Raw genomic sequence first — 12,995 nt, forward strand, 5'->3', positions numbered from 1 at the left:
AGTATTCAGAGTACGGGCAGTCGACGCACCGACCCTCGGGGTGTGCCCCGTCACGTTGCCTACGGCGGGATAGTCTCTGGTCCGAACTACTTTCGCGAGCGGCAGGGAGATGTGAGATGCGGCGGGTCCTACGGTCGTCCGTGATGGTGATGGCGGCGATCGCTACGGTGATGGCTGCCGGCTGTGGAAGCGAGAGTTCCGTCGTCGACCGCTACGCAACTGCCGGTTGGCCGGCGATGCACGCCGACGCCCGAAACAGCGACACCAGCGAGGTCACGGGTTCCCGCGATCTCGAGTTCGCGTGGTCGCGTCCACTCGGCGGCCCCATTGCCGCGTATGCGTCCGTGGGAGCAAACGGCCAGAGTTTCGTGACGGCGCGCGCCGAGAACGGCTGCAACCTCTTCTCGTTTCAGCTCGACACCGGCCGCAAGGTGTGGTGCACCCGGATGAACGACGGCGTTGCCGCGTCGACGCCCATCGTGGACACCGCGACCAACGTCTACGTGGGTGAAAGCGGGGCGATGGCGTCGTACACCCGCAACGGCCAGTTGCGTTGGCGCACACTTGTTGTCGGCACTCCCCTGTCGGCGCAGTTCACGGGCGACGGCAATCTGCTGTTCATCACACAGCTCGGCCAGATCAACGTGCTCAATCCCCAGACCGGCGCCAAGGTTGTCTCGTCGTTCAATTTGATTCCGCCGCCGACGTTCGAGCAGCAGACTAACGCCGAACTCATTCCCGACAACCAGGGACTCGACGAGTGCTTCCTCGGCACGTCGGGCTGCCCGGTGGCAAACACCCCCGCAATCGATCTGGAAAGCGGCACGTTCTACTTCACGTTTTACGGGCCCAACTCCCAGGCCGCCGATCTGGTCGCCATGAAGTACACAGGCGGCGACAATCCCTCGATCACCCCGGAGTGGTCCACCGACGCACTGCCCGGCGGAACCGCGTCGAGCCCGGACCTGTCGAAGGACGGAAACACCGTCTACACCACCGACAACAACGGAACGCTGTGGGCGATCGATGCCGCAACCGGCGACCCGGTGTGGAGTTACGACATCGGCTTCAACTCCGCGGGGAGCCCTTCCACCTCCGACGACGGGTTGATCATCCCCGCCGGAGCTGCCGACGGTCACCTGCTTGCCGTCCAGGACAAGGGCGATCACGCCGAACTCGTCTGGGAGCGCAAGGATCTACTGCAGCTGGGTGTTCCGGCTCAAACTGCCGGGGACACCGGGTACACCGTCGTCCGCGAAGGCGACAACGGGCTGAGCCTGATCACGTTCGACACCCGATCCGGTGAAACCGTTGCTCAGAACACCCTGCCAGGCGCGGTCGGCTTCACCGTCGGCACCTCCGTCGGCCCGAACGGTGAAGTGTTGACGCCCAGCGCAATCGGTGAGCTGTTCGTCTTCAAGTGAGCTGTGCGACGACTCAGGGCTAGCGCGACGCCTCACAGATGAAAGCCGACGCCGAGCGTCCGATGCGCACGATCACCACACTCAGCGACACAGAACCCTTGAGTTTGAGCCGTGGACGCAGCACTGCCGGATCGACGTCGACACCACGAACCAGGATCTCGACGACGCCGCAGTCGCGCTTCGAGAGAGTCTGCTTCAACAGCTTTTCGGAGTACTTGATCTGTTCGAGAATCCGGAATCCGCGAACACCCTCGGGGACACTGTTTCCGGTGAGATACGCAATCCGTGGGTCCAGTTGCCACAGACCATGTCTGGCCGCGTAGTGGCGCACCAGGCCCGCGCGAACGACGGCGCCGTCCGGGTCGATGATCCACTCTCCCGGTTCCTGCTCGGGGATGGTGTCGTCCTCGGCGTCGGTCACCGACCACCCGGTGCCGTCGGACCGCAGTACCGATGCCCGACGGGTCACGCCCGCCTCGGTAAGTCCCGCCGACCACAGACAGGCCTCTTTGACACCGCCGTCGAGTGAGACGACCTCGACCTCGCCGTTCCAGCCGAGGTTGTCGAAATCGAGTCCGGGAGCACACTTCACGGCAATGTCGCGGCCGTCGTACGCATCGAGCAGATCCGGGAGCGGCGGCATCAATGCGGCCGGATCGTGTGTTCGTCGGCCACCCGAACGGCGTGCCGGGTCGGCAAGGATCACGGTGTCGCGCGTTGTCGGACGCAAAGCATCAGCCCGCAACAGCGCCGCCGACGGCACGTTGTGACGGGCCATCGCCAAACGGACGGCGTCGATGTCACTACCGATTACCCGATCCGCAACGCCGGTGAGGGCGTGCAGTTCCGCACCGATGGAACACGTCACGTCGTGCACCGTGCGCCCGACAAGTCGCTTCGCACGGTGATCTGCGACAGCCGCCGGGGTGGCCTGCTGCATCGCGTCGTCGGTGAACAACCAGCCCCCGCTGCCGGGGAGTTTTGCAGCCGCCTTTCGGCGCAGCAGAACCGTGTCGACAAGCGCGGGCATGTGGTCGCCGAAACGCGTACGCGCCCGGCCGATGTCGGCCAGACGCGTACGCGTGGACAGCTCGAACTGTTCCATCTCGGCCAATGCCGCTATGCCGGAATCACTTTCCAGATAGGCGATGTCAGCGAGGGTGAAGTCATAACCCAATGTTTCAGTTGCCTGGCTTTACGCCGGTGATCATGACGTTGTAGAAGAAGCCGCGCGGTACGACGTGGCGCAGAATCTTCTCGTCGACCCAACTGAGGGTCTTCCAACCACCGAAAGCGAAGCGCCCCCAGCCCCAACCGAGCTTTTCCTGCGGAACTGCGGCTTCGAAGGTGCGAACCGGCCACCCGAGCAGTGCTGCGGCAAATTCTTCGGTGGCGGCGTGAACCTGGTCGGCGCCGGCGGACTTCGCCATGTTCTCGAGGTCCGTCGGGTCGAACGTGTGAATGTCGACAACAGCTTCGAGAGCGGCGGCGCGTGAGGACTCGTCGAGCTCCTCCTGCGGACGACGCCAGTCGGCGAGGAACGGCAGCTTGGTCACCGTGGTCGTGGCTTCCCACGTCGCGCGGCCGAGCCAGCGAGCGTAGAAGTTACCGACGGTGGTCGGCTCCCCCGCGAAGACAAAGCGCCCACCGGGCTTGAGGACACGAAGAACCTCGCGCAGCGACTTCTCCACGTCGGGAATGTGGTGCAGCACAGCGTGTCCGACCACGAGGTCGAAGGTGTTGTCCTCGTAGGGAATGGTCTCGGCGTCGGCGACGCGTCCGTCGACGGGCAGACCGAGGTTTTCGGCGTTGCGCATCGCGACCTTGACCATGCCGGGCGAGAGGTCAGTGACCGAACCCGTCTTGGCAACCCCGCCCTGCATCAGGTTGAGGAGGAAAAAGCCGGTGCCACAACCCAGTTCCAGTGCCCGCTCGTACGGCAGCGGCTGATCACCGGCGACGGCGTCGAACCGGCCCCTGGCGTAGTCGATGCAGCGCTCGTCGTACGAGATGGACCACTTGTCGTCGTAGGTCTCGGCTTCCCAGTCGTGGTAGAGCACCTGAGCAAGCTTGGTGTCCTTGCGAGCGGCCTCGACCTCTTCGGCCGTGGCGTGCGGCCGCGGCGCGGGGTCCATTACTGCTTCCTCGGCAGCAGGCGGCGTGGCAATGTCGTCGTCAGTGGGGCTGGCAGTCATTCGGCTATCCTACTCGCTGGTAAGAGATGAACAAGTTCTAATTTAGGGAAGCCTACCGGCCTGTGAACTCGGCCTTGCCTGGACCGTTCTCGATGAACGACGCCATGCCGATCGACTGATCCTCGGTCGCAAACAGTCCTGCAAACAGATGCTGCTCGATCTTCAGGCCCGTTTCCAGGTCCGTGTTCAGGCCCTCGTCGATAGCAGCCTTCGCAGCCGCAATCGCACGCGATGCGCCGCCCACGAACTGCGACGCCCACTTCCGGGCAGCGGTGTACACGTCGTCCGGCGCAACAACCTCGTCGATCAAGCCCATTGCCAACGCCTCGTCAGCGCCGACAAAACGGCCGGTGAACACCAGATCCTTGGCCTTGGCCGGTCCGATGAGACGGGCCAATCGCTGGGTGCCGCCGCCGCCGGGGATGATGCCGAGCAAGATCTCCGGTACGCCGACCTTGGCATTGTCTCCCGCGATACGACGGTCCGCGGAGAGTGCAACTTCGAGTCCGCCGCCAAGGGCATAGCCGGTGATCGCTGCAACGGTCGGCTTCGGGATTGCGGCGACGGCGCCTATTCCGGCTTGGATTCCGGCCACCGCGTCACTGATCTGAGCGAAGTCCATCTCGGCCATTTCCTTGACGTCCGCACCGGCAGCAAAGACTTTCTCGCCGCCGTAGATAATGACGGCCTTCACTGCCGGATCGACTGCCGCCGCGCGTGCCGCGACCGCGAGTTCGTCCTGGACCTGACGGTTCAGAGCGTTCATCGGGGGGCGCGCGAGACGGATCGTGCCGATACCGTCGGAAACCTCGAGAGTTACAAATTCAGACATGCCCTGGAGATTACTTGGCGGGCCGGGCAGCCCAAGGATGCGGCCCGGGGATGTAGTAGTCATCCTGATTCGGGAAGTCGATCCGGAACGTCGTCTCGTCGCGGTAGAGCGTCGGGAGGATGATCGGAATCTCGGGTTCGGCCGCCAGGACGTCGGCAACGGAGTTGTACTTCGCCAACTCCGTCAGCTGAGTCCAGGTGGGCGGCAACAGGATACTGTCGCCGGCGCGCCAATGGTCCAGCGCGTCCTGCGGACTCTGCCAGCGAACCTCGGCTGCCTCGGAGGTAACTCCATCGGCCACCTGGCCCTCGGGTGAGGCGGCCACGAAGAAGCGAGTGTCGTATCGACGGGCCTCACCGATCGGGGTGATCCAGTTCGCCCACGGACGCAACAGATCCGTACGCAGAACCAGATTCTCCTGCTTCAGGAAATCGCTGAACGTGAGTTCGTGGTTCTCGAGAGCAACCCGCGACGCCGAGTAGCCGGACGTGTCTGCGACGACGGTATCCGCACTCGGCCCGGCGAGCAGGACACCGCATTCCTCGAACGTCTCGCGGACTGCTGCCAGCACGAGCGCCTTGGCCCGCGCGACATCGGTGCTGAAACGCTCCGCCCACCACTGAGCCGACGGGCCCGCCCACTCGACCTCGGCCGTGCCGTCGGATTTGTCGACGCCGCCGCCGGGGAACACGGTCATCCCGCCGGCAAACGCCATCCCCTTCACCCGCTGGAGCAGGAATATCTCGATGCCCGATGCCGCGTTTTCCGCGTCGCGCACCAGAATCACCGTCGATGCGTCCTTAGGTGTGGGGACAGCGTCCGCAAACTCGTTAGCCATGTTTCGGGAACCTACACCGTCACGGGTGCCCGGTGCGCTCCGGATGCTCGCGTACGACGCGCGAAGTACCGACCGTCGACCTGATCGAGGGTGATCGACTGACTGAACGCGTTGCTGAGGTTCTCGGCGGTGATGACGTCCTCGAGCAGCCCCTGCGCCACGACGCCACCTTCCTTGAGCAGGAGGGCATGAGTGAATCCCGGCGGGATCTCCTCGACGTGGTGGGTGATCAGGACAGTGGCGGGCGCGTCGGGATCGGCCGCGAGTACAGCGAGGCGGGCGACCAGTTCTTCGCGGCCACCAAGATCGAGGCCGGCTGCGGGTTCGTCGAGCAACAGCAGTTCAGGATCGGTCATCAGGGCACGCGCGATGAGCACTCGCTTACGTTCGCCCTCGGAAAGAGTCCCGTACGTGCGGTCCGCGAGATGTTCGGCGCCGAGGCTCTCGAGCATCTCGACGGCACGGGATGTGTCCATCGACTCGTACTCCTCGCGCCAGCGGCCGAGAACCGCATAGCCAGCCGAGACAACAAGGTCGCTGACCTTCTCGTCGGCGGGCACCCGGTTGGCCAGCGAGGACGACGACAGGCCGATGCGCGGCTTGAGTTCGTTGACGTCGACGCGGCCGAGCACCTCGCCGAGCAGATGCGCGGTACCGCTGGTGGGAAACACCTCGCCGGCCGCGATACGCAGCAGCGACGTCTTGCCCGCACCGTTCGGTCCGAGCACCACCCATCGCTCGTCGAGCTCCACCTTCCACGTCACCGGACCCACAAGAGTGGACCCGCCGCGGCGGATGAGAACGTTGTCGAAATCGATGAGCAGGTCAGGATCAGGTGTTGGCACCCGACCATCTTCCCGCACATTCTCCGGCCATCCACGGCAGGATCTACTTGCGTGTCGCCTCTAGATGAATCTCACACCCCACTTCCGGGTTCTCCGTTCCCACTCGGAGCGACCGTCGTCGACGGCGGAACCCAGTTTGCCGTCCATTCGCCGGACGCCACGGCGGTACAGATCTGCCTGATCAACAATGCCGGCCGAGAACAGCGTGTGAACCTCCGCCAACACACGTACGGAATCTGGCACGGAGTGATCAACGGCGTCGGGGCCGGGCAACGTTACGGCGTCCGCGCCGACGGACCGTGGAGTCCGCGGACAGGTCAGCGGTTCAATCCCCACAAACTTCTGATCGACCCGTGGGCGCGCCGCATCGAAGGTGACCTCGGCGACGCTGCAGCGCTGCGCGACTACCAACACGATCCGTTCGGCGAACCGTCGACGGTCGACTCGCTCGGCCACGTCCCCGTCTGCGTCGTGACGGCCGGCCTGACACCGCCGCACCATCGACTCGAGACACCGTGGGAGGAGACGGTGATCTACGAACTCCACGTCGGCGCCTTCACCGCCACTCATCCCGACGTACCGATCGCACACCGCGGAACATATCTCGGGCTTGCCGCCCCAGCCATCGTCGACTATCTCGTCGGCCTTGGCGTCACGGCCGTGGAACTGCTTCCCGTCCAAGCATTTCTGACCGAAGACAGCGTTCGGTCGCGCGGAATGCGCAATCACTGGGGCTATTCGACGGCGTCGTACTTCGCGCCGCACCCCGGATATGCGGCTACCCCGGGCAACGAGGTCTCCGAGTTCCGGTTCATGGTCGACGCGTTGCACAACGCCGGAATCGAAGTGATTCTCGACGTCGTCTACAACCACACTTGTGAGCAAGGCGTCGACGGAATCAGCGTCAGCTGGCGCGGATTGGATGCGCGCGGCTACTACCTCCTGAGCGAAAACGGCAGCGATATCGACCTGACCGGGTGCGGCAATACCGTCGACGCCTCCTCCCCTGTCTCGGTGCGCATGATTACCGACAGCCTGCGTTACTGGGCCGACGAGATGGGCGTCGACGGCTTCCGTTTCGACCTTGCCAGCGCGCTGGGACGACCACGCGGCGCGGCCTTCGATTCGCGAGCTGCCGTGCTCTCGGCGATCTCGTCCGACCCCGTCCTGACGCGTCGCAAATTGATCGCCGAACCGTGGGACGCCACCGGCGACGGCTATCAGGTGGGCAACTTCGGCTTGCAGTGGTCCGAGTGGAACGACAAGTACCGCAGCAGTATTCGACGCTTTTGGAACGGCGATTCCAGCGTCCGGGAAGTTGCGTCACGACTCGCAGGCTCGGAGGACGTTTTTGCCGGCAACGGTCGGCGGCCGTGGGCATCGATCAACTTCGTGACCGCCCACGACGGCTTCACCGCGGCTGATCTCGTGTCGTACAACACGAAACACAACGAGGCCAACGGTGAGGACAACCGTGACGGCGCCGACAACAACGATTCGTTCAACCACGGGATCGAAGGCCCCAGTTACGACAGCGACGTCATCGAAGCCCGACGGCGACACGTCCGGGCACTCCTGGCAACACTCGTCCTCTCCACCGGCACACCGATGCTGACCGCAGGCGACGAGTTCGGACGCAGCCTCGGCGGCAACAACAACGCGTATTGCGTTCCCACGCATGCAACGCCGGCACAGTCGTGGGCACTCGATTGGTCGAGTGCGGATCCCACCCTGATCAGTTTTGTCTCCCGAGCACTTGCACTGCGCAGATCGGCACCTGCCCTCCGGCAACCTGAGTTCTTCGAGGGGCGCCGACGCATCGACCATCCCGACCTCGTCTGGTTCGACTCCACCGGAACCGAATTCGACGACAGCGCCTGGTACGACGAGCGCAACCGAACAGTGCAAGCGTGGATAGACGGCGCCGACGTCCGCTCGCACACGCGTGCCGGGCGACCACTCGGCGACAGCAGCTGGCTACTGATCCTGCATTCCGGCGGACCGGCTCAGATCACGGTCGGAACCCCGGAATGGTTCGACGGTTCACTGGTGCCGGTGTTCGATTCGGCCACCGCCACCGGCGAACCCGGTTCGGCCGGCCCCGTCGCAGTAGGTTCCACGCTGACGGTGAGCGGTCCGACGGTCCTGGCCTTACGCGTCCCTGTCACTGCCGCTGTCATGGAGTCGGGAAGCACCTTGATCAGGAGCTGAATGGTGGGCCCGATACCCAAGGCGTACAGCACGGTTCCCACACCGACCGTGCCGCCGAGGGCCCACCCCACGGCAAGGACAACAACCTCGATGCTGGTCCGAACCAGGCGAACGGACAGCCCCGTGCGCGAGACAAATCCCGTCATCAGGCCGTCGCGTGGGCCGGGGCCCATGCCCGCTCCGATGTACAGGACACTGGCCAACCCGTTGAGAAGAACACCGGATACCAGCATGAGGATTCGAACTGGCATGGAATCAAAGTCCGGCAAAAAGGCCAATGAGGTATCCACTGAAATGGCGATGACAACAACATTGGCGACGGTTCCGAAACCCGGTCGTTGACGTAGCGGGATCCATAACAACAGCACAAGCGCACCGGTGATCGCGGTGATGACACCAAAACTCAACGAGAACCGCTCTGCCACACCCTGGTGGAAAACATCCCAGGGGTCCAAGCCGAGCCCGGCGGCGATCATCATCGCCATCGAAAAGCCGTACAGCCACAGGCCAAGGAACAGCGAGGCAAATCTACGTATGAGCACTCAGCCATCCTGCAGGCTCACTGGACACTTAACCCATAGCCAAGATGGCGATACTGGACTGGTCTAGCCGGGAACCGCAATCACCGTCATCGACCCGGGCGCCACTTCGGTGTATCCCGCATCCCTGACGGCGACGGCGTCGGAACTCAGCCGAGCCACAGCATCCGCCCATTGCGCCGGGTCCGCGTCACGAACCGAACACCGGAATCCGGTCTGAGCCCAGCGCCAGGCTTCCTCGTCGGACATGGCTGCCGCCAACAGCATTGACGCATGACCGACCTGTGCCGATGCTTTTCCCACGGTCATCTCGAGCGCGGGGTCAATCCACAGCACGGGCAGTCCAGGTATGGGCGGACCCGGGTTGTCGTGTTCGAGATCAGTGCCGCCGATCTGCATCTTCTTGATCCGCGGATCAAGTTCCCCGACAGGTCCGGGCACCAGAGCGCGGGCCTGGGCACCGCCGACCTCGACAGTGATTCCCGCGACATCCTGCGCCGCCAACCACTGCGCTCCCCGCGCGCGGCGCGACACCTTACGAATTCGCCCACTCACCCATGCCGTGAAGTTGCCTTGCCACGGGCCGGGTTCGCCGTCCTCGGCCAACCCGACTCGCTCGTCGAGACACAAAGCGACCGCCGCCGATGCGGCCGCTTCCAGGAGCGAACTGCGCAGGGGCGGATCAGCTTTCGGGATATGCAGGACGATCGGCATCGCCAAAACCTGGGCGGGGTCGGCCGGATCGGGTCGGCCACCGTAACCCGCAGCCAGCACGGCGTGCCGGGCGCGCCAGAGCGCGTCCGGGCCCAACATCACCGCGGCGCAGGGGTCGTCGATCATGGGATCGGCACGCGCCGAACGCCGCCGTCGATCGCGTCTGCTGCTTCGACCTCGTCGCGAGTCACACCGAGGATGAAGAGCACGGCGTCGAGGAACGGATGCGACAGCGCCGCGTCGGCAACCTCGCGCAGTGCCGGCTTCGCGTTGAACGCCACACCCAGGCCGGCAGCATTGAGCATGTCGATGTCGTTTGCGCCGTCACCGACGGCCACGGTCTGTTCCATGGGGACGCCGACCTGATCGGCGAACTTCCGGAGCGCGACCGCCTTGGCGGCGCGGTCGACAATTTCGCCGATCACTCGGCCGGTCAACTTGCCGTCGACGATTTCCAGGGTGTTGGCGTGAACGAAGTCCAGTTCGAGTTCGTGCGCCAATCCTTCGATGACCTGACGGAATCCGCCGGAGACAACGCCGCAATGGAAGCCGAGACGACGCAAGGTGCGGATGGTGGTGCGTGCACCTGGGGTCAGTTCGATGCTCGCAGCTACCTCGTCGATCACCGAGGCGTCCAGTCCCGCGAGGGTGGCCACCCGCTGATGAAGCGATTCGGTGAAGTCGATCTCGCCGCGCATCGCAGCTTCCGTGACAGCGCGAACCTCGTCTTCGACGCCGGCCTTGGCAGCGAGCATCTCGATGACTTCACCCTGAACGAGCGTCGAGTCGACGTCGAACACGATGAGACGCTTGGCGCGCCTTGCCAAACCGGCGCGCTCGACCGCGATGTCGACGTTCTCGAGTGCTGCGACTTCGGCAAGACCGGTGCGCAACTTCGCGTCTGCGTCGGCGCTGCCGGCGGAGCTGACACTGAGTTCCAGGCCTGTCACCGGGTAGTCGGCAACACCGCGAATGGAATCGATGTTGGCGCCCTGCTTGGCCAACTCGCGTGCCACTCCGCGCATCGCGCGAGCATTCACGGGACTGCCGAGAACGACAACGGCGTGGGTGGACACAGCGGGCCGACCGGGATCTGCGCCGATTTCGATGTCGACGTTCATGCCGACCGTCGCCATCGCCTGCTCGAGTTCTTCTTGCAGCGCCTCCGGATCGTTCGGGCATGCAACGAGGACGCCGAGCGTGAGCCGACCTCGGATGACCACCTGCTCGACGTCGAGCAGGCTCACATTGTGCCGCGACAGTGCGGCAAACAGTACCGAGGTGACACCGGGCCGGTCAGGCCCGGTCACGGTCACCAGAACAGTGGTGTCTGAGGCACCCACCGAGAACTCCGATCATTTCTTGGAAATCGTGTCGTGATCGACATGCGTCGACACCTATTGTGCCAATCGGCAATCGAACAAGCGAAAGGCCCCACCCGTTGTTCGGGCGGGGCCTTTGGCGTTGACCTACGTGTAGGTCGGGTTGCTCATTTAGTGAGAACTGCCTTCGAGGGCGTCGTTCTTACTGTTGTGGCCGGGGCCGACGTGCGCTTCTGCGCGCATCCGCTCAACCATGTGCGGGTAGTGCAGTTCGAATGCCGGACGCTCGCTGCGGATGCGCGGCAACTCGGTGAAGTTGTGACGCGGCGGCGGGCAACTGGTTGCCCATTCGAGCGAGTTTCCGTAACCCCACGGGTCGTCGACCGTGACAACTTCGCCGTAGCGGTAGCTCTTGAAGACGTTCCAGATGAACGGCAGCGTCGAGGCACCGAGTACGAAGGCAAAGATTGTCGAGACCGTGTTCAGCGACGTGAAGCCGTCGGACGGCAGGTAGTCGGCGTAGCGACGCGGCATGCCTTCGGCGCCGAGCCAGTGCTGCACGAGGAACGTGCCGTGGAAGCCGACGAACGTGGTCCAGAAGTGCCACTTGCCGAGGCGCTCGTCCATCATGCGGCCGGTCATCTTCGGGAACCAGAAGTAGATACCGGCGTAGGTGGCGAACACAACGGTGCCGAAGACCACGTAGTGGAAGTGGGCAACCACGAAGTAGCTGTCCGTGACGTGGAAGTCGAGCGGCGGGCTCGCGAGGATGACACCCGACAGACCACCGAAGAGGAAGGTGATCAGGAAGCCGATCGAGAAGAGCATCGGCGACTCGAAGGTCAATTGCCCCTTCCACATCGTTCCGATCCAGTTGAATATCTTCACGCCTGTCGGCACTGCGATCAAGAACGTCATGAACGAGAAGTACGGAAGCAGAACTGCGCCGGTTGCGTACATGTGGTGCGCCCACACGGCGATCGACAGAGCTGCAATGGCGAGCGTTGCATACACCAGACCGCTGTAGCCGAAGATCGGCTTACGGCTGAAGACCGGGAAGATCTCCGAGACGATGCCGAAGAACGGCAGCGCGATGATGTACACCTCGGGGTGACCGAAGAACCAGAACAGGTGCTGCCAGAGCAACACACCGCCTGTTGCCGGGTCGAAGATGTGACCACCCAGATGTCGGTCGACGAACAGGCCGAGCAGTGCAGCGGTCAGCAGCGGGAACGCCAGCAGGATGAGAATGCTGGTGATGAAGATGTTCCAGGTGAAGATCGGCATGCGGAACATGGTCATACCGGGTGCACGCAGGCAGATCACGGTGGTGATCATGTTGACGCCACCGAGGATGGTGCCGAGACCACCGACAGCGAGGCCCATGATCCAGAGGTCAGCGCCGACGCCCGGAGAATGCAGTGCATTCGTCAACGGGGTGTAGGCGGTCCAACCGAAGTCGGCTGCGCCACCGGGGGTCACGAATCCGGCCGTCGCGATGATCGCACCGAACAGGTACAGCCAGTAGCTGAACGCGTTCAGACGCGGGAACGCAACGTCGGGCGCGCCGATCTGCAGCGGAAGAATGTAGTTGGCGAAGCCGAAGACGATCGGCGTCGCGTACAGCAGCAGCATGATGGTGCCGTGCATGGTGAACAGCTGGTTGAACTGTTCGTTCGAGAGAAACTGCATGCCGGGCACAGCTAGCTCGGCACGCATCATCAGTGCCATGAGGCCACCGATGAGGAAGAAGGCGATGGAAGTCGCCAAGTACATGATTCCGAGCACCTTGGGGTCGGTGGTCGTGATCATCTTGAAAATGAATGAGCCCTTGGGTCCCTGCCGCGGCGGGTAAGGCCTGGCTGCAGCTATCGCGGGGACTGGCTGGGGCGCTACGGCAGTCACTGATCCTCCTGAATGTGCCTTTGGTCGCTCCGCAGACTCCTTCGACAGAGCCTTTGGTCGCGCCGCAGGGTCCATTTCCCGGCGTGCGGGAAACGGCTTCTGGCTTGCGCTCATCGAATCGTAGACCGTGACCGTGACGCCTCGCGACCCGGTCCTACTCAGCGTCGTAC

General features: G+C 63.8%; 10 protein-coding genes and 1 pseudogene. 2 read left to right on the top strand and 9 right to left on the bottom strand.

Annotation, left to right across the window (positions count from 1 at the left end; all coding sequences use genetic code 11):
- Window positions 1-116: 116 nt before the first annotated feature.
- Window positions 117-1,424 carry an outer membrane protein assembly factor BamB family protein gene (locus KYT97_RS07030; protein ID WP_219111969.1) on the top strand — a complete coding sequence of 436 codons (1,308 nt, stop codon included), beginning with the start codon at window positions 117-119 and terminating at the stop codon, window positions 1,422-1,424.
- A 19-nt stretch (window positions 1,425-1,443) separates the two neighbouring features.
- Here the strand turns inward: KYT97_RS07030 and KYT97_RS07035 are convergent, their stop codons facing one another.
- From KYT97_RS07035 to KYT97_RS07055, 5 genes are read right to left on the bottom strand one after another with little or no spacing between them, the layout of a single operon-like run.
- The gene (locus tag KYT97_RS07035) at window positions 1,444-2,601 is read right to left on the bottom strand and encodes a THUMP-like domain-containing protein (RefSeq protein WP_219111970.1); all 1,158 of its coding nucleotides are present in this window, start codon (window positions 2,599-2,601) and stop codon (window positions 1,444-1,446) included.
- Between the two features lie 4 nt (window positions 2,602-2,605).
- Window positions 2,606-3,619, bottom strand: a complete 1,014-nt coding sequence (locus tag KYT97_RS07040) for a class I SAM-dependent methyltransferase (RefSeq protein ID WP_372472364.1) — start codon at window positions 3,617-3,619, stop codon at window positions 2,606-2,608.
- Window positions 3,620-3,671: 52 nt separating this feature from the next.
- Window positions 3,672-4,451, bottom strand: a complete 780-nt coding sequence (locus tag KYT97_RS07045) for an enoyl-CoA hydratase/isomerase family protein (protein ID WP_033231088.1) — start codon at window positions 4,449-4,451, stop codon at window positions 3,672-3,674.
- 10 nt (window positions 4,452-4,461) lie between these two features.
- The gene (locus tag KYT97_RS07050) at window positions 4,462-5,289 is read right to left on the bottom strand and encodes an NUDIX hydrolase (protein WP_033231089.1); all 828 of its coding nucleotides are present in this window, start codon (window positions 5,287-5,289) and stop codon (window positions 4,462-4,464) included.
- An 11-nt stretch (window positions 5,290-5,300) separates the two neighbouring features.
- The gene (locus KYT97_RS07055; protein WP_033231090.1) at window positions 5,301-6,152 is read right to left on the bottom strand and encodes an ABC transporter ATP-binding protein; all 852 of its coding nucleotides are present in this window, start codon (window positions 6,150-6,152) and stop codon (window positions 5,301-5,303) included.
- A 33-nt stretch (window positions 6,153-6,185) separates the two neighbouring features.
- Between KYT97_RS07055 and glgX the strand changes: the two are divergent.
- A pseudogene (glgX, locus tag KYT97_RS07060) lies at window positions 6,186-8,126 on the top strand (glycogen debranching protein GlgX); the annotation flags it as partial.
- A 14-nt stretch (window positions 8,127-8,140) separates the two neighbouring features.
- Here the strand turns inward: glgX and yczE are convergent.
- From yczE to ctaD, 4 genes are all read right to left on the bottom strand, one after another.
- The gene (yczE, locus tag KYT97_RS31160; RefSeq protein WP_342393915.1) at window positions 8,141-8,830 is read right to left on the bottom strand and encodes a membrane protein YczE; all 690 of its coding nucleotides are present in this window, start codon (window positions 8,828-8,830) and stop codon (window positions 8,141-8,143) included.
- Window positions 8,831-8,950: 120 nt separating this feature from the next.
- A complete protein-coding gene (locus KYT97_RS07065) occupies window positions 8,951-9,724 on the bottom strand; it encodes a peptidyl-tRNA hydrolase (protein WP_116101510.1) in 774 nt (257 codons plus the stop codon).
- The gene (serB, locus tag KYT97_RS07070; RefSeq protein ID WP_033231092.1) at window positions 9,721-10,941 is read right to left on the bottom strand and encodes a phosphoserine phosphatase SerB; all 1,221 of its coding nucleotides are present in this window, start codon (window positions 10,939-10,941) and stop codon (window positions 9,721-9,723) included. The genes KYT97_RS07065 and serB overlap by 4 nt, the downstream gene beginning before the upstream one ends.
- Before the next feature lie 150 nt (window positions 10,942-11,091).
- Entirely contained in the window at window positions 11,092-12,825 is a 1,734-nt protein-coding gene (ctaD, locus tag KYT97_RS07075) for an aa3-type cytochrome oxidase subunit I (protein ID WP_072782333.1), read from the bottom strand.
- Between the last annotated feature and the right edge of the window lie 170 nt (window positions 12,826-12,995).

This window comes from Rhodococcus globerulus, from assembly GCF_019334125.1.
Classification (GTDB): Bacteria; Actinomycetota; Actinomycetes; order Mycobacteriales; family Mycobacteriaceae; genus Rhodococcus_F; species Rhodococcus_F globerula.

Bases quoted from the DNA above. Each gene is read 5' to 3' on its own strand.
- KYT97_RS07030 (WP_219111969.1), top strand. From the start codon at position 117: ATGCGGCGGGTCCTACGGTCGTCCGTGATGGTGATGGCGGCGATCGCT.
- KYT97_RS07040 (WP_372472364.1), bottom strand. From the start codon at position 3,619: ATGACTGCCAGCCCCACTGACGACGACATTGCCACGCCGCCTGCTGCC.
- KYT97_RS07045 (WP_033231088.1), bottom strand. From the start codon at position 4,451: ATGTCTGAATTTGTAACTCTCGAGGTTTCCGACGGTATCGGCACGATC.
- KYT97_RS07050 (WP_033231089.1), bottom strand. From the start codon at position 5,289: ATGGCTAACGAGTTTGCGGACGCTGTCCCCACACCTAAGGACGCATCG.
- yczE (WP_342393915.1), bottom strand. From the start codon at position 8,830: ATGGCGATGATGATCGCCGCCGGGCTCGGCTTGGACCCCTGGGATGTT.
- KYT97_RS07065 (WP_116101510.1), bottom strand. From the start codon at position 9,724: ATGATCGACGACCCCTGCGCCGCGGTGATGTTGGGCCCGGACGCGCTC.